The organism is Methanosarcina sp. WWM596, assembly GCF_000969965.1.
Lineage (GTDB): Archaea > Halobacteriota > Methanosarcinia > Methanosarcinales > Methanosarcinaceae > Methanosarcina.
In genome coordinates, this window is sequence record NZ_CP009503.1 from 526,179 (window position 1) to 543,360 (window position 17,182).

General features: G+C 44.4%; 15 protein-coding genes and 1 other RNA gene. 11 read left to right on the forward strand and 5 right to left on the reverse strand.

Annotation, left to right across the window (positions count from 1 at the left end; genetic code table 11):
• Positions 1-175: 175 nt before the first annotated feature.
• The 3 genes from MSWHS_RS02370 to MSWHS_RS02380 form a co-directional block, all read right to left on the reverse strand.
• Positions 176-2,281 carry a minichromosome maintenance protein MCM gene (locus MSWHS_RS02370; protein WP_048125704.1) on the reverse strand — a complete coding sequence of 702 codons (2,106 nt, stop codon included), beginning with the start codon at positions 2,279-2,281 and terminating at the stop codon, positions 176-178.
• Between the two features lie 128 nt (positions 2,282-2,409).
• Positions 2,410-3,168, reverse strand: coding sequence for an RNA methyltransferase (locus MSWHS_RS02375; RefSeq protein ID WP_048125705.1), 759 nt, complete (start codon positions 3,166-3,168; stop codon positions 2,410-2,412).
• 37 nt (positions 3,169-3,205) lie between these two features.
• Positions 3,206-3,484: an indolepyruvate ferredoxin oxidoreductase subunit alpha gene (locus tag MSWHS_RS02380; RefSeq protein WP_394297146.1), complete on the reverse strand. Its 279-nt coding sequence runs from the start codon at positions 3,482-3,484 to the stop codon at positions 3,206-3,208.
• Between the two features lie 475 nt (positions 3,485-3,959).
• Here MSWHS_RS02380 and MSWHS_RS02385 point away from each other — a divergent pair, with 475 nt between their 5' ends.
• The 7 genes from MSWHS_RS02385 to MSWHS_RS02415 all read left to right on the forward strand — a co-directional run bounded on the left by MSWHS_RS02385 (position 3,960) and on the right by MSWHS_RS02415 (position 11,094).
• Positions 3,960-4,343 carry a ferritin family protein gene (locus MSWHS_RS02385; RefSeq protein WP_048125708.1) on the forward strand — a complete coding sequence of 128 codons (384 nt, stop codon included), beginning with the start codon at positions 3,960-3,962 and terminating at the stop codon, positions 4,341-4,343.
• 431 nt (positions 4,344-4,774) lie between these two features.
• On the forward strand, positions 4,775-5,449 hold the full coding sequence (locus tag MSWHS_RS02390) for an NAD(P)/FAD-dependent oxidoreductase (RefSeq protein WP_048125710.1): 675 nt from the start codon (positions 4,775-4,777) through the stop codon (positions 5,447-5,449).
• Positions 5,450-6,203: 754 nt separating this feature from the next.
• Entirely contained in the window at positions 6,204-6,986 is a 783-nt protein-coding gene (gene hdrE, locus MSWHS_RS02395; RefSeq protein WP_048125712.1) for a dihydromethanophenazine:CoB--CoM heterodisulfide reductase subunit HdrE, read from the forward strand.
• 2 nt (positions 6,987-6,988) lie between these two features.
• On the forward strand, positions 6,989-8,245 hold the full coding sequence (gene hdrD, locus MSWHS_RS02400; protein WP_048125714.1) for a dihydromethanophenazine:CoB--CoM heterodisulfide reductase subunit HdrD: 1,257 nt from the start codon (positions 6,989-6,991) through the stop codon (positions 8,243-8,245).
• Between the two features lie 348 nt (positions 8,246-8,593).
• Positions 8,594-9,229, forward strand: a complete 636-nt coding sequence (locus tag MSWHS_RS02405; protein ID WP_048125716.1) for a DUF116 domain-containing protein — start codon at positions 8,594-8,596, stop codon at positions 9,227-9,229.
• Entirely contained in the window at positions 9,222-9,842 is a 621-nt protein-coding gene (locus tag MSWHS_RS02410) for a DUF116 domain-containing protein (protein WP_048125718.1), read from the forward strand. The genes MSWHS_RS02405 and MSWHS_RS02410 overlap by 8 nt, the downstream gene beginning before the upstream one ends.
• Before the next feature lie 127 nt (positions 9,843-9,969).
• Entirely contained in the window at positions 9,970-11,094 is a 1,125-nt protein-coding gene (locus MSWHS_RS02415) for a geranylgeranyl reductase family protein (protein ID WP_048125720.1), read from the forward strand.
• 100 nt (positions 11,095-11,194) lie between these two features.
• On the opposite strand, the gene rnpB is transcribed toward MSWHS_RS02415, so the two are convergent.
• Positions 11,195-11,554: RNase P RNA component (gene rnpB, locus MSWHS_RS18705), an RNA gene on the reverse strand.
• A gap of 415 nt (positions 11,555-11,969) precedes the next feature.
• Here rnpB and MSWHS_RS02425 point away from each other — a divergent pair.
• The 4 genes from MSWHS_RS02425 to MSWHS_RS02440 all read left to right on the forward strand — a co-directional run bounded on the left by MSWHS_RS02425 (position 11,970) and on the right by MSWHS_RS02440 (position 15,627).
• Complete coding sequence (locus MSWHS_RS02425) at positions 11,970-13,109, forward strand: methanogenesis marker 9 domain-containing protein (RefSeq protein WP_048158715.1); 1,140 nt, start codon at positions 11,970-11,972, stop codon at positions 13,107-13,109.
• A complete protein-coding gene (locus MSWHS_RS02430) occupies positions 13,096-14,142 on the forward strand; it encodes a triphosphoribosyl-dephospho-CoA synthase (protein WP_048125725.1) in 1,047 nt (348 codons plus the stop codon). The genes MSWHS_RS02425 and MSWHS_RS02430 overlap by 14 nt, the downstream gene beginning before the upstream one ends.
• On the forward strand, positions 14,139-14,777 hold the full coding sequence (locus MSWHS_RS02435; protein ID WP_048125728.1) for a DUF447 domain-containing protein: 639 nt from the start codon (positions 14,139-14,141) through the stop codon (positions 14,775-14,777). The genes MSWHS_RS02430 and MSWHS_RS02435 overlap by 4 nt, the downstream gene beginning before the upstream one ends.
• 130 nt (positions 14,778-14,907) lie before the next feature.
• Complete coding sequence (locus MSWHS_RS02440) at positions 14,908-15,627, forward strand: dihydromethanopterin reductase (acceptor) (RefSeq protein WP_048125730.1); 720 nt, start codon at positions 14,908-14,910, stop codon at positions 15,625-15,627.
• A 408-nt stretch (positions 15,628-16,035) separates the two neighbouring features.
• Here MSWHS_RS02440 and MSWHS_RS02445 read toward each other — a convergent pair whose 3' ends face one another.
• A complete protein-coding gene (locus MSWHS_RS02445) occupies positions 16,036-17,073 on the reverse strand; it encodes a methyltransferase (RefSeq protein ID WP_048158716.1) in 1,038 nt (345 codons plus the stop codon).
• Between the last annotated feature and the right edge of the window lie 109 nt (positions 17,074-17,182).

A 17,182-nucleotide genomic window follows, 5' to 3' on the forward strand; every position in this document is an offset into this window, starting at 1 on the left:
ATTTTCCCTTTTTAAGTAATACTTCGCCCTTTTAGTATTTACAGCTTAACCATTTTGCCCTATTTAGTATTTACAGCTTAACTATTATTATTTTGTTTACGGGTATGCTGCTCGTCCGCTGGACTTCCAGTGTGCAGCAACTTTTTTAGGCTATGAAATACCACTGTCTTTTGATTTAATTAATGAGCCTGATATGGTTCTGGTCCGGAGAAAGAATGTCCCCTTTCTGCTTCATTTTCTTTATATATTCTTCTGCATGATCTCTGTCCATTCCATGCTCATTTTCAGCTTCGGTGTAAACTTCTTCGAGAGGAGCTTTGGCACCAGTATGTCTCTCGGAGACTTTTTTTATTATGTCTTTAAGGAGTTTTATTTTATTTCTCTGGCTCATGCTTGTGCCTGAAGCAAGTACGTCTGCATCAAGAGCTCCCGTTTCAGGATCAACACCCACGTTTTTAAGGCAATTCATGGTGATTCTTATAGTCCGTTTTGCATCTTCCAGAGTGACTATATTGCTCAGACGTACTCTTGCACTGGCTTCGGAGAGACGAACCAGCGCCTCAAGCTGCCTTGCTGTCACGGGTACGGGCGTATTCTTACCTTCTCCACTTTTCCTGATGTCTGTATAGAAGTTGATTATGTGGCGCCGGGCGTTTTCTTCCATTACTGGGTACACATTTTTTCGTGCATATGCAACGTACTTTCGCATAATTTCTGCTTCTATTGCGGGCTCTATTATTTCCAGTTCTGCATCAACAAAATCTTCTGTTACCTGAGATCCGGGAAGTTTCTGCCGCTGTTCGAAGAGTTCTCCTGCATAATGCGACTGAAGAATATGGTTTGCGATCCTGCTGTCCAGGGTGTGGTTTGGGGTGTCGAGCAAAACAAAGATGAGGTCAAAGCGGGAAAGCAGTGCTGGAGGCATATTTATTTGTTCTGCGAGGCCCTCATAACGGTCAAAACGTCCGTATTTTGGGTTTGCAGCTCCGAGAAGTGCGCAACGGGACTTAAGGGTAGCAATAATCCCGGCTTTAGCAATACTTATAGTCTGCTGTTCCATTGCCTCGTGCAGGGCGCTCTTATCCTCAGTCTTCATTTTATCCATCTCGTCAACCGCAGCAATCCCCATGTCAGCCATGACAAGGGCACCGCCTTCGATTGTCCACCTGCCGTCATTCATGTCATCTTTAACGGCAGCAGCAGTCAAACCGCTTGCGGATGCACTTCTTCCGGATGTAAAAACGCCTCTTGGTGAGAGTTTTACCACATAACGTAGCAACTGGCTTTTTGCAATTCCGGGGTCACCTACAAGCATCATATGGATATCCCCTCTGATCCTGGCTCCGTCAGGAAGGGTTTTCACAACTCCTGAAAAAAGCTGAAGGGCAAGGGCTTCTTTGATATCTTCATATCCATAGATAGAGGGTGCAATGGACGCTATGATTTTGTCATAGATTAACGGGTCACGGGAAAGTTCAAGGATCTGTTCCTCGTCTTCGGCAGTTATTTCAAGTTCGTCATAATCTTTGTCCAGGCGCTCGATAGAATTTGCTTCCAGCACCAGGTCATAGAAAGTGGATTTTCCATCTTTGAGGGTGCGCTGCCTTGATTTCAGGATTCCGTTAATGATGACGCGGTCTCCGGGGGTGACATTTCCCGTGAGGTCGTCTTCGGAATCTACTTCCAGGCTCTGCGGCTGCGAACCTCCTTTTAGATTTTCCGGAGATTCCTGGATCTGGAGTTTCTGGGCATCTATAAAGGTCGAATCTTCAATTGCAACCTTAAAAGGTCCTTTTTTTCCGCATGTCTCATTTTCACAGCCTGCAAAGGGTTCCTCAAACTTGAAACTATTTTGTTCGACAATGGTAAGGTGCCCGCATCTCAAGCACTGGAAGGCAGCTTTAGTAATCCTTGGTCTTACCTCTGTGGCTTTCCTTATCATGCCTTCGATTGCAATAAGGCGTGATAGGTGTTTGCTTCTCAGTTCTCTGATAGGGACCCTGTTTGGGATTTTTATAATCCTTACATGAGCCTGCTCAAGGCTCTTTTCTACAGGAAGGTCAATTTCTTTCAGGGCAGCTTCAGCTGCACATATAAGTTCTCCTGGGTGCTCGAGCAGCTCTTTTGAAAGCTCCCTGTCAAACTTCTCTATATCTGTAAAATCCACACCAAGGCTTCGCTGATCCGGATATTCGTTTGCAAGTTGAAGGATTTCATTCCAGTAGTAGTCTTTAAAGAATCTTTTTAGTTTCTCGTCCCACTTGCTTTCTGTCTCGGTCATGGCGTTCTCAAAAATACTTGGCTTTTATGTAAAATTTTTCCTTTTTGATAAGGTTATTTCTGCTTAAAAATGATCCTAAAAAAAGTTAAAAAATGTATTATAGATTCTGATGTAAATCAGGCTTAGTATCATATGAACTTTTCTATGCTTTCTGAATCTTCTGCTTTCTGCAGGTTTTTAGCTTCTGCTGCGAACCCCATTTTTCTCTCGGTTTTCCTTATTATACCCCTCAGAGTCTGGACTTCTCTTGGGGTCAGCCCGGCTCTTCCGAATATTCTTCTCAGCATCAGGGAAGTTTTGTCTTTTTTGTGGGCCGGATAACCTATTTCCTCAAGCAATTCATCCATATGCCCGTACAGGAGCTGCAGGTCAAAGCCTTCAGCAAGTGGGTTGTTTCCCCCTTTGAGTTCCGAAAGCTCGTAAAGCACAATTGCAATCGCATGAGATAGATTCATTATTGGGTATATCTCTGAGGTCGGAACCGTGATAAGCATATCAAAACCTTTAAGTTCGTCGTTTCTGAAACCGCTGTCTTCACGCCCGAAAAGGACTGCAATGGTGCCGCTGTATTCTTTAATTTTTTCTTTGAATTCCTTTACAGTGTAAAGGGGAAGGCGGATATGCTCTCCTGTCTTCAGGCTTGAGATTCCTGTTGTCCCTACGAGCAGGTCTGTGCCTCTTACGGCTTCTTCAATGGTTGAGGTAATTCTTGCACCTTCGAGCACATCCCTTGCATGGGAAGCCATTGCTCTTGCCTGTCCCTCGAGTTCACAGGGGTTTACCAGAACCAGATCAGAATATCCAAAGTTTTTCATTGCTCTTGCAACCGATCCCACATTTCCCTGATACATGGGTTCTACAAGCACTACACGAATTTCAAGTGACAAATTTCTCAATCCTGGTTGTGTTTTTTGTTTTTTAAAATCAGTTTTCAAGGGTGATTGCGTCTTCCATACAGACGGTCACACACATTCTGCACCCGAGGCAGTAAGAAGGATCTTTCTGAATACAAACTCTCTTACCATTTTTTTCTTCTATGGAATAAATCCTCGGACCTTTAGGGCAGGCAGCCTTACATGTCCCGCAGCCTGTACATTTATCTTCATCAATATAAATTTTCATCTTAACTATTTTCCACTTATCATTCTCAACTTTGATTTTTTTTTCTTTATCTGTTGCAATATTTTTTATCTTTATATATATGCAGAACTCTTATTTGTCCTCTTTTATATATTAGTGTTAAACCTTTCAATTTATAGGAAGAAGCGTAAAATCCATGAAATCTTAATTTCATGGGATATAAGTGTCAACTTTTTCACGTTCGAGTGTTATTGATTCTGGTAACTTATTAATATTTTGAAGTCTATTGTTCTGTGCTGAAATTCCAAAGCGATAACCTGGCACAGGATAAAGGGATTTTGCTGTTACCACAATGTTTAGGCAAGTTGGCTAACAGGGCAAACTTTTCCGATCATACCCTCTAAGGGCTAGAGGCAGTGCCAGCGAAAACTGGAAACCGAAAGGTAGCTCAAGTACATCTTTCCACCTGCGGAATACGGGGTAGAGCCTGTATGACTAGCAGACAATAGTCGGTAGATGATTCAGGAAGCCCTTTAAATCTTTAGATTTAACGGGTAGTTTACAAATAGGTTTTTTTTAAAGGAGAAATGGTGATTTAATGGACCTTGAAAAGATTCTGAAAGATACCTTTAGAGGAGAGACAACTGAGGTTGGATTGTACCTGGCAATGTCCAAGATTGCTGAACAGGAAGGGTTTGCAGATGTTGCAGTCTACCTCCGTCAGATAGCAATGGACGAAGCCTGGCATGCCACGGAAGTGGCTGAAATTATGGGGCTCGTAAAAAGCACGACAACTGAAAATCTTGAAATGATGTTTGAAGGGGAAAGCAAAGCCGAGATCGAAAAAGCCGAAGCTGCGGAAATTGCCAGAAAGGAAGGCAATACCAGAGCTGCTCTTTTCTTCGAGAGGGCGTCCCTTGACGAAGCCAGGCATAAAGCAGGTCTCAAGGGCTTTCTGGAAAGAATAAAAAAGCAGCAGTAAAAACTATTGACGGATCTCATGATCCGTTTATCAACTGATTAATCCGGAACCACCCATGCATTTGCTCCGGATATTTAATTCACTCCCTGAAACCGGTTGTTGTGGCACATACAATTTATATTGTTTCGAGCAATATATTATCTGGTCTGGTACTCTCTTTATGGGTCCAGAAGTCTAAATCCTCTAATCCGGAAGGGTGCCGGGTTATCGAGGTTCTGTAGTTATGGAAGGGGTCTAATTCACCGGGGTTAAAACAGGTTCACATATCCGTTTCTGTGCGGGTCTCTGTACGGATCGAAGATATTGTTCGGAAACTTCAGCCTGTTCGTCAATCTCAGTTTTTGCTTTGATGTCCAGACATTGGTCTCAGGCTAACCGATAATTAGATCCTGAAACAAACTTGAAACTATTTACCAGGAGAGTGTAAAAATATGACAAAAGAATACGTTAAAGGCGACCTTCCTGAGAAGGCTGCAATCCTGCAGAGAGACGGAGAATCCTACGCAATTGCTCCCCACATTCCCGGAGGGATCGTATATCCAGAGACCCTTAGAAAGATCGCAGACATTGCAGAAAAATATGGGGCAGCGGCTTTAAAAATCACATCGGCCCAGAGAATTGCTATTGTAGGGCTTAAGAAGGAAGACCTGGATGCAGCCTGGGGTGAACTGGGTATGAGCCCGGGAGCTGCTATCGGGCTCTGTGTCCGGAGCATCAAAATCTGTCCAGGAACTACGTTTTGTAAGAGGGGCAAACAGGATGCTGTCGGGCTTGGCCTGAAGCTTGACAAAAAATATCACGGAATGCAGCTCCCTTCCAAATTCAAAATGGCTGTTTCAGGTTGTCCTAATTCCTGTTCTGAACCAAGTATAAAGGATTTAGGTGTCATGGGCACGGCAAAGGGCTATAATCTGACTGTTGGAGGAAGCGCAGGGCCGAGTCCGAGGCTCGGAGATTTGGTGGCGAAGGATCTTTCGGAAGAGCAGGTGCTGGACCTTGTTGAAAAAATCATTAATTTTTACAAAGGTTATGGGAAGCCAAAAAGGCTTGGAAAAGTTATAGATGAGATCGGGATTGAGAAATTCAAAGAAGAGATAGGGCTGTGAGCAGTTCTCCATCATGGTTAATATGAGTTAAGCTCAGGAAATATGAGTTAAGCTCAGGAAATATGAGTTAAACAGGAAGGACGCCGGGTAGTTTTTTTCAGAGTAAAAGGTGCTTTCAAACATCTTCTATGAATTTTAATCCGGATATCCCTCTTTTCCCATCTTTTTCCACCTTATAGTTTTCGACTTTTTCTGAGTACGTTCTATCTTTTTAGATGTTCGTCATTATGTGTGGGTAACACAATTCTCAATTCAAGACAGCGTTGGTTTTTATGGGTACATATGCACAAAAAAATAAAGTGTTTTTTTTCAGCACCTTTTTCTTATTTTCTTAAACTCATTTTTTTTCATTATCAGCTAGAATGAATTTTAGTTAGGGTTTCCTATAACCCGTCTATTATAATTTTACTACTATTTCCCCAGTTTCTCTTTTTTTTATCTGTTAGACCCCTTTAATGTTTCCCTATTTTCGCGCCTCTTGCGAGCTTTTCGATGTATTGTATGTTAAAGATAACGTTTAAATATAATAGATACAAAGACTAACAGACTATTCAAACCTTATACAGACAGTTGCTACGGTTCTTGCTCTGTCTTTACTGTTATTGATATCCTGTAACATCAATACAGACAGTTGCTACGGTTCTTGCTCTGTCTTTACTGTAATTGATATCCTGTAACATCAATGATATTTATAAAGCAGTATCAGTTCTCAGTTTTTACCCATATATAGGAGGAATAAACTATTAGCAGTGAGATGGCATACTTCTCTGGGCTCTCGGATGCACTCAGACTTACGTTTGTCCAGATAATGATATTCAGCACAATCGCCATTGTGATTTTCTTGTACGGTATGATCCTTAACTTCCAGAAATGGGGTGCTGGCGTCACAGGCTATGCTCTTGAGCCTCAGGCAGGAAGCAAGGGAAGTGCGATCAGATTTTTAAAGACCTGGTGGGAACAGGTAGTAGAAGAGTCTCACCATGGGCACGGAAAACCGATTCTTGAGGTTCTTATCCTCGATATTATGTTCCAGAGGAGAATTCTCAAGAGAAGTCCGCTGCGCTGGTTCATGCACTTCACGATTTTTGCAGGCTGGATGGCTCTGTTTGCCCTGTCGGGGCTCATGTTCGCGGTGGAAATGATCGAAAAGTTTGGAATCGAGCTTCCATTCACCCCCGCCGAGTTCAGAGATTTCCTCGCCATCCCGAACTACATTTTCGGATACGTTCTGCTTCTTGGAGTCATAATTGCAGTGGTCAGGAGACTCTTTGTCTCTAATGTAAGGGAAGCTACCATCATGTATGACTGGATTCTGCTCGGAGGAGTTTTCATAGTCACGATTTCCGGTTTCATTGCCGATGGTATCAGGACCGGATTTATCTGGAGCTTTGGGCTTGATCCCTCAACTGCACCCCCCGCAGCTCTCTTCCACTCCATTATTTCCCTGCTATTCTGTATTGCATACATCCCGTACAGCAAGTACATACACGTAATCGCCACCCCTCTTGCAATTCTTGCAAATAAGGGAGGAGAATAAAAATGGCAAAAAAAACTCCATCAATAGACACCAAGAACCTTACAGCCGTCCAGCTTATGGAGCTTGACTCCTGTACCCGCTGTGGTGAATGTGTGAAGTGGTGTCCAACCTACGCTGCTTCCGGGCAGAAGCCCGGGTTAGCTCCCAGAGACAAGATCCTGCGCTGGAAGCAATTCATGGATAAGTCCTATGGACTCAAGGCAAAGCTCTTTGGCCCGAAGGAGATCCCTGACGCCGAACTCGAAGAGTTCAAAGATGACGTCCACGGCTGTACCACCTGTGGTATCTGCGGAACCGTCTGTGAGTCCGGGATCAACACCGTGGAACTCTGGGAAGCCATGCGGGCAAACCTTGTAAAGAAAGGAATTGGCCCCTATGGGAAACAGAATATGTTCCCAAAGCTTGTTAACAAGTACAACAACCCTTACCTTGCAGCTCCTGAAGACCGCCTTAAATGGATTCCGGATGATGTCAAGATCGCCGAGAAAGCCAACATCCTCTATTTCGGTGGGTGTACTGCCGAACTCAGGCAGACCAAGCTGGCTGTTGCAACCGCTAGGGTGCTTAACAAGTTAGGCATTGAGTTCACCATGCTCGGGGAAGAAGAATGGTGCTGTGGTTCAGCTATGATCAGGACTGGTCAGTCCCATATTGAAGACGTCGCCCGCAAGGTTGCCAAGCACAATGTAGATGCCATCAAGGCCAAAGGCGCAACAAAAGTCCTCTATGCCTGTGCAGGCTGTTTCCGTGCCTCCAAGGTCGATTGGCCAAGGCAGCTAGGAGAAGAACTGCCCTTTGAAGTGGTCCACATCACCGAGTTCCTGGCAGAACTTATCAAGAAGGACCAGATCAAATGGGAAAAGTCCATTGACAAGTCCATCACCTATCACGACCCCTGCCACCTGGGCCGCCACGTAGGTGTATACGATGCCCCCAGATATGTGCTTGAGCATATCCCAGGTGTCAAGTTTGTTGAAATGGACAGAGTCAAGGAATTCCAGCGCTGCTGTGGAGCTGGCGGTGGTGTGAAAGCAGGTATCCCTGACCTTGCTCTGGGAGTTGCCGAAACCCGTGTAGAGGATGCTCTTGCAACCCACGCAGATATCCTCTCAAGCGCCTGTCCGTTCTGTAAGAGAAACCTTCAGGACGGAACGGATTCCCTCAATAAAAAGAACACACCGGGTGCAGAAAAGCTGGAAGTCGAGGACATTATTGTTCTTGTCGCAGAAGCTCTCGGGCTCGAAGTTATAGGAGATTAAACCCTTCGGGGTTATTTTTTTCCTTTTATTTCCTTTCTGGTTCCTTTTTGGTTCCTTTCTGGTTCTATTCTGGTTCTACTCTGGTTCTACTCTGGTTCTATTCTGGTTCTATTCTGGTTCTACTCTGGTTCTATTCTGGTTCTATTCTGGTTCTATTCTGGTTCTATTCTGGTTCCTTTCTGGTTCTATTCTGGTTCTATTCTGGTTCTACTCTGGTTCTACTCTGGTTCTACTCTGGTTCTATTCTGGTTCCATTCTGGTTCTATTCTGGTTTCATTGTTTGCTTTTGCTGCCGGTCTTTGATTTTATGGATAGGTATAAATACTGCTAAAATCTCATGACCAATGTATGCAAATTCCTTACGAATTCATGGGAAAAGTGTTCGTATTCCTGACTTTCCTGGCTTTGTGCGGGACTGTGTTTGCTCTTCTGATAGGGGCTTACTCTTTTAAAAAACGCAGAATACTTTTTCCAAGTTTTACACTCTTCACGCTCTATCTTTTCTATTCTCCTTCCAGGTGGATATGCAAGGTTTTTCGAATCCGGGAAACGCTTGTTGACGATATCCTTATCGATGTCCGGAATGCTATGATGCTGGATGATTTCGTACATACGAAGGAGGGGAGGGTTGTCCTGCTGCCGCAGTGTATGCGCCATCCGAATTGTAAGGCAAGATGTGACCCAGTGCACGGGTATGAATGCAAGCGCTGCGGGCTCTGTGATATTGCAAAGATTTGTGAGGCCGGCGACAAGTACGGGTTTAAGGTATTCGTAATTCCTGGAAGCAGTTTTGTCAAAAAGATCTTCAAGGAATACAGGCCCCGGGCTTGCCTTGGTGTTGCCTGTTACAATGAGCTTGCAGAAGATATGCAAGAGGTATCTTTTGTTCCTGTGCAAGGGGTTCTTCTCCTTCGTGACGGCTGTTTCAATACCGAAGCGAACGTTGAAGAAATTATCCGAAAAATGGAGATGTGCAATGTATAATCTTATAGGAAAAGTCCTGTTTTTTACCGTGATTTTTTCGGTTTTTATAGCGTCGATTGCTCTTCTGGTAAGTCGGATAAGCCTGAACAGATATGTCTGGCTGGCCGGTTTTTTTGCAAACGTGCTTGACTTTTTCTATTTGCCACTCAGGCATCTCTTTGTTAGGTTTTCGGATTCCAGAACACTGGACAAATGGATGGCTTCCCTGAAAAACATGGCTCATAAATCAGCTTTTGCAAAAACCAGGAAAAGGATCATTCTTGCTCCCCACTGCATGCGAGCCCTTGACTGTCCCGCCCATTCCACGAGGGAAGGTATCCAGTGCAAGTCCTGTGGAAAATGTGTGTTTGCCCAGCTAAAAAAAGATTCGGAAAAATACGGGTACAAGCTTTTTATCCTGACCGGGTCTTCTTTTGTCAAACGCATCCTGCAGATGGAAAAAGCTGATGGAGTGCTCCTTATCGCCTGTGATTACGAGCTCAACAAGGTTATGCGTGCCATCAAAAGTAGAAAAATCGTGACCTACGGGGTTCCGATGGAAAGGGACGGTTGCTTCGGAACGGAAGTGGATTATCAAAAGGTTCTGGATGCTTTCGAAACTTTCAAATACTGAACCTGATTTCCTTCTTTCGGGTAAAAAGCAACTTTTTCCCTGCAAATCTATATTTTAAATACGTGCCTCTCAAAATTAATATGTGATTTTGAATTCATTTAAATATACTTTTAAAGGTGCTACTTTCATGTATGACGTAATTATCGTAGGTGGTGGTCCTTCCGGAGCCTCGGCCGGAAGAAGAGCCGGAAAACTTGGTCTCAGTACACTGTTGCTTGAAAAAGAGGAATTTCCCAGATACAAACCCTGTGGTGGGGGACTTTCGGACCATGCTATCTCTTATCTTGATTTTGAACTTCCCGAGGAGTTTATTGAGTGGGAAGTCACAGGGGCAAAAGTCTTTTTCAAAGGCCAGTTTATCGAGACACATAAAGATTACCGTTTGTCAGTGATTGTCTCCCGATACATGTTTGATAATCTCCTGCTTGAAAAGGCAAAGGAAACCGAAATTGAAGTTCATACAGGGGAAAAGGCTCTTTCTTGCAGAGAAATGCCAGAATGTGTCGAAGTTGAGACTAATAGGGGCACATACAGAGCAAAATTTGCAATTGTTGCCGAGGGGGTACAGGGGCTCGTCAAAAACTGTGTGCGGCATTCGGATACTAAAGAGGAGTACGGGATCTGCATGGTCACTGAAGTTCCTGCCAATGAAAAAGAAATTGAACAGCGATTGGGAAAAACCATTGAATTGCATTTCGGGATTGCTGGCGGTGGTTATGGCTGGGTTTTTCCTCATAGAACCTATTATTCTGTCGGGATCGGCGGAGTTGTTAAAGACCTGCCTCACCCAAAAGAAACAATGCTTAATTTCCTGAGAGACAATGGTTTTTCCGGAAACTACAAATTGCATGGGCATAAGATCCCCTGGGGAGGGCTTAAGCGCAGAATTGCAGGTTCAAGGGTTCTCTTGAGCGGGGATGCTGCAGGTTTCGTTGATTCCTTCTCCGGGGAAGGGTTGGCCTATGCCATCAGTTCCGGACAGTTTGCTGCAGAAGTAATTGCCGGGATTTGCATGCATGGTGGAAAAATCAAAGACCTGAATAAATATGAGTCTCTATGCCAGGCTGAGTTTGGGACTCACCTTAAGTATTCCCTTCTGTTTTCAAAGGTAATGCACCGCTTTCCGGATAGGACGTTTAAGATCTTCACTTCAAGTGAAAAAATGATTTATAAATATCTTGATGTTGTGGATTTCAAGATCAATTATAAAGATTACCTGCGCTGGGCACTTCTGAATTTTAAACTAAAATAAATTTATTTTTGCTTAAGAAGGGGCATTTTCCCGGGCAAAAGACCGGATAAAAACAAAACCAGAGAAAAGGAATAAAGAACAAATTAGAATAATTGTATGCGAGTGAGGCTTGTAAGCTCCCTTCTGTTCATGCAAAAATTCCTGCCATTCATCAGTGGAAGAAATGGTCCCTGAGGACTCTTGCATCGACGGCATTCGGCTAAGCGTTACCAAAACCAATCGGGCGATTCCGGACTACTCGTTCTTCCCGATTTCCAACTTGCACCCACGAGGATTCGCCGTTTCATCCACTCTCCCTGCGACCTCAGCTTATGGCATCATTGCATTTGCAGGGGGCAGTTATCGTTTCTGTGCCAGAGCCCAGGCTCTCGCCCGACATCCTTTACAGATGTTCGTGTGTCCGGAGCGGTGGGGAGACTTTCCTCAGACCAAAAGGTCCGGCAGCCGCCCAGCCTCTCTCGCATGTTGTTGATTAACCTGTCCTATGTATTTTTTGATCGTATATATATTTATGGGATAATATTTTTGCAAAAGGAGACTGGCTAAATAAGGTGCTTGAGTAACATTGTTTTCAGCAGCTATTGGCTTATTTTTCGGGCTGATTTTTTTAACTCTTTCCTGGTCTGGATCAACAGGTGCATTCCTTCTGTATGTTCTATATAACCTTTGAGTGTTTGAGATCTGCCCAAATATTAATATATATGTATTGTAATCGGAAAAATAAAATGGATTTTCCATTTTAATAATGGATTTCCCATTTTAATAAATCTCTGAAAAAATATTCTCATAAGATTAAAATGATTCGTTAGCTTAATATGTGACTATAACTATCATTTTTGTGTTCAGTTTCCAGTCTTATTTTTTAGAGGTAAAACATGAGTGATTATCTATTTGATTTGCATATTGGATATGTCCGTTTTAGAAATCCCATTGCACTGGCGCCAATGGCAGGTATTGTCGATAGCGCTTTTGCCAACCAGTATGCAGGTGATGCCGGGCTGGTAGTGCTTGGAGCCTTCAATCTGGATAAAGGGTCTATTGAAGTTGCATCAGCCCTTGTTGCCAGGGGTAGAAAAGAGTTCATCTCCGATGAACCTATGGAGCTTATAAAACAGGAAATCCGGGCAGTAAACTCGGGTAGTGCTGTTGCAGTAAACGTAAGAAGCACTACCCTTGAGCCTTTGGTTGAAGCCGCAAAAATCGTAAAGGAAGAAGGGGCGATCCTTGAGTTAAACGCCCACTGCAAGCAGCCTGAAATGCTTGAAGCGGGCATAGGGGAAGCCCTGCTGCATGATCTCCCCAGGCTTTCTGCCTGGATAAAGGCAATAAAGGAAACAGGAGTCGTGCTTTCCGTAAAGGTAAGGGCAAATGTAGTGAATGATGTTGAACTTGCCAGGCTTATTGATAAGGCTGGGGCTGATATCATCCATGTAGATTCCATGCTGGAAGGGTTTGGAGCCGACCTTGATTCGATTTTAAATTACAGAGATGCTACAAGGCTCTTCCTTATAGGCAACAACTCGGTTACTGACTTTGCCACGGCAAAGGACATGTTTTCTCGAGGAGCTGACATGGTCTCTGTTGCAAGGGGAGCGATGGAAAACCCTGAACTGATAAAGGAACTTGTAGAAAGTGTCAGTTCGTATCAGGAGTCAATAGGCTGGTATAATGCTCCCAAACACGTTTGCAGTGAAGGGGACTTCAGGGGTCTGGCTTTCTGCTGCCTCCCGGTAAAACCCTGTCCTGTGCACGAGAAATCCCGAAAGCTGGGGTACACTGCCGAAGAGTTCGCCCGGACAAAAATGGAATTTGCCAGAGGCACAATGCTGGAGTTCGGGGAGGATACCTGTTTCGGCAGCCTTGTCTGGTGCTGCAAGATTACAAAGCCCTGCTGGATCAGGGATGGTGTACTGAATACACTTGACCTCTCTGATGCGGAGTATATGAAGCTTAAGGAGCAGTTGTCAAAATACATCCTTGACCATGCCAGGATTCCGGTAAATGAAGCCCAATAATTCTGCTTTCTCCCTTCATATCCCTGAATGGGTAGAGGAATCCCGAACCCCGAGCCTGATTGCACGCTGTGCACAGCTTGCTATGTTGCTCGAGGTCTCAGCCTCTCCGAAGCCGGGGAACGTTGATAGGGAACATAATTATCCTGACACCTGTTTTGAGCATTTTATAGCTTCTTCGGTTGCCGCCTATCCTGTCCTGGAGCTTGCTGCAAGAAGCAGAGATGGAATAGGAATTCTTCTCAGGAGTGCGGTTTACGAAAGCTCTGCCTGGCAGCAGGGAGGGAATACACATTTTGGCGCTTTTTTACTCCTGATTCCTCTGGCAATGGCGGCAGGTGAAATCTCCGGAGAACCCCCTCATCGCGGGAAGGCAGGCTTTCGGCTTGAAGCCGGGGATTTTGAAGGGCTTGCTGCCCGAGCCCATGCTTTTGTCCGCGCAACTAACTGCGAAGACGCCGTTGAGTTCTACAGGGCTTTCGGGCATGCAGGAGTCAGAGTAAATAGTGTGGACGAATTCGATCTTGAAGACCCTGAAGCAACTGCCGATCTCAGAAAACAGAACATTACCCTTTACGACCTTATGGAAATTGCCAGAGGGTATGACCTTATTGCAGATGAGTGGACATCAGGTTTCGGGCGTTGTCTTGAGGGCGCAAAAAGCATCCTTGAGTTCATGCAGGTACGAAACTGTGAAGCAGAAGCTTTCACAGGAGGCTCGGTTTCCACCTGTTCGGGCACAGGAATCAACGAGGCTATCGTGTATACGTTCCTGAAACTGCTTTCCAGGCACAGGGATACCTTCATCCAGACCAAGTTTGATACTGAAACTGCAGATTACGTTTCTTCCAGAGCAGGCAAGATCCTTTCAGGCTGGGAAGCTTCTGGGAAAACAGCCCGAGACTTTACCTTTATCCTGCCTTCAGTACAAGATTTTGACTCCGAGCTTTTGGAAAAAAGGATCAATCCTGGTTCTACGGCAGATATCATTATTGCAGGACTTTTTATTTCTTTTCTTGGAGGCTTGCGCTTTTGACAGGGCTTTCTTCTGATTGCAGGGAAGTTGGTAAATTATCTCCGGAAATCGACTTATTTTCGTTCGGGATCCGGGAGGGTATCTCGGAAGTAATAGTAAGTACAGGCTTTGAAAGCCCGAACGCTGCTCCGATAGGTATCATTACAAAGGGTGGAAGGTCTTTTGTCCGGCTTTTCAAAGGCAGCCATACCTGGGCAAATGTTTTTCAAGAAATGTATCTTGCTTCAAATGTAGTTTATGATCCACTTCTTTTTGTGCGTTCCACCTTTTTCGACCTTGAACATTCCGAGTTTGAATATGTGACGGCAGGCAGGCTTAAGTTCCCAATCCTAACAGAAGCCGCTGCCTGGGTCGTTTTCGAATGCGTTAATGTTAAAAACACAGAACAGGCTCTTGTTGCCGATCTTGTTCCTGTGGAGGCGGGCTTTAATGAAGATAAGAGAAAAGCCTTTCCCGTACCCAACAGGGGATTCAATGCCGTGCTTGAAGCTACAGTCCATGCAACCCGTTACCAGTTGTCGGGGGATAAAAAATACCTTGAATGGATCCGGCACTATGAAACCCTTGCTTCCAAATGCGGGGGCGAGGGGGAAAAGAAAGCTATGAAACTGCTTTATGAAGTGCTGGGGATCTGACTTTCTTTATATCTCCAGACTCTTTTGATTCTTTTCCGGTTTCAGTTCTTTGTTGTAATTTTCAGTTTCCTGTTTCAAGTTACTCTTTTTTAGAAAATTATATTATCTTCCTCCTGCATGATTTCTTTTCATGAGTTTTAAGAGCATTGCATGGGGTATTACAGGAGCCGGACATTTCCTGGACCGCAGCTACCAGGTCTTTAAGGAACTTAAACTCAGAGACCACGGGCTTTCCGTAAACACGTATATTTCCAGGGCAGCTGAAGAGGTCCTCCGGATGTACGGGCTTGAGCAGAAGCTTGTAAAAATCTCGGGAGGAGACTACCTTGAAGAGATCTTTCGGGAAAGTGAGCAGGGTTCAAGTTCTCCCAAGGTCGGGCGTTTTCTCCTTGAAAGGTACGATGCCCTCTTCGTTACGCCTGCAACCTCAAACACAGTCTCGAAAATCGCCTACGGAATTGCCGATTCCCTGGTAACCAATGCCGTTGCCCAGGCTGTCAAGGGAAGGATCCCGGTTTATGTTGTGCCTGTGGACATTGAAGGCTCGATCGTCTCGGAAATGCCCTACAACATTGACAGGAAACAGTGCCGGCATTGCGAGGACTGCCCCCCCAGGGCAAACTGTCCCCATGGAGCAATCACCGAGAAAAATGGTGTCACAGACCAGATAGAACTCCTGAAATGCAAAGGCTGCGGGATCTGCAAGGAATTATGCTCTTATAATGCCATCAAGGGCGGACCTGTTGAAGTCCTGGTGCGGGACGTGGACATGCGTAATGTCGAAATTGTAAAAAAGCTGCAGGGAATTACTGTACTTGAAAGCCCGGAAGCTATTCTGGAGCTATTTTGAGGTTTAGGTGCCTGGTTTCAGGTACCTTTCCGATTTTCTCTTTGTTTTCTCGGACCCTATCCTTTTTCATTCTTAATTAAAATAAGTTGATTTGATTTCAGGGCATGACGAAATATAAAAAATAAAAAATGGTTTGTAAGGTATCGTTTTTTATTGAATTTGTGGAGGTTTTTTTGGCAAACGAGTACAAATCAATTTAACTTGTTTTACTGGATATTGATATACTTTGCTTCTGTATATATTTTGTCATACATCTCACTGCTTTTCTTTTTTGAGGGTCTGAAGCTATAGTTTTGCTACATTTTGTTTCTCCAGTTTAATTTGTTTTTCAGCTTTCCTTGCCAGTTTTTCTTCCGGGTGCAAACGCAATGAGGCAGAATGTCCTTTATTCAGGATTATGAGGATTATTCAGGATTTATGGGGATCTTTCTTTCTTGCGATAATAAGTTGCGTGGGAATAGCATCGTGAAACTCCGTTTCATATTCTGCTTCGAAGCCTGCATCTTCAAGAGCCTCCCGGATTTCCCCGCTGCTCATCATGTACATATTTCGGCCTGCAATCTTTTTGTATAGGTCATGGAGAAGAGAATTCAGAGGGCCGGTCCTATCAGCCTTTATTGCAAAAGCCTGGATTATGAAAATTCCTCCGGGCCTTAAACACCCGGCAACATTTTGATAAAACTGTTTCACGTCGTCTAGGTTGCTTTCAAAAGATAAGATTTCAAGGGCGATGTCGTACTCTGCCCCCTGTTTATCCTTTACGTAGTCTCCTGATACGGCTCTTACGCGTTTTTCCATGCCGTATTTTCCGATAAATTCCCGGGATATCTCAGCCATTCCGGGGCGGTCAAAAATTACCACTTCCAGGTATGGGTTTTCCTGGGCAAGCCCTATTCCGAACAGTCCGTGCCCGCCCCCAAAGTCGATAAGGCGCCGGGCCGCCTGAAATTCCGGAAGCGCGATAACGATTTTCAGGATCTTTTGCAGCCTACCGAGCAGGGTGGATCTTGCAATCAATTCCATGGACTTCCGGTCATAAAAATACTGGTAATCAGGCTTTTCTTTCTCCTGTGGACCGTGTATCAGGATTTCTTTCAGGTTCAGCCAGTTACGTTTTTCCTCTTTGGATAAGAGGAGCTGCTTTGAATAATAAAGCCCATCGTCTGCAAGGAACGGATAAAGGTCTGCCGGTGTTACGTAGGCTCCATCGTTTTTGGCAAGGAGGCAAAGGGCAACGAGTACATCCAGAAACCTGCCAGTAAGTACAGGGTCTGTCCCTGTTTCCCGGGAGATTGCTTCGGCGGTCATTGGGGTTTTGAGTTTTGTAAAAACATCAAGTTCAAGAGCCGTCTGAAAGACCTGCCCTTTTTTAAAATTCGCAGCAAGGTCTCTGAGAAAGGGATTTTTATCTTCCAGGGGAGGCTTTATATCGGTTAATTTTTCCATCGTAAACCCTTCTTCGTTCTTTTTTCACTTTTTCTTCTCTTCACTTTTTCTTCTCTTCACTTTTTCTTCTCTTCACTTTTTCTTCTCTTCACTTTTTCTTCTCTTCATC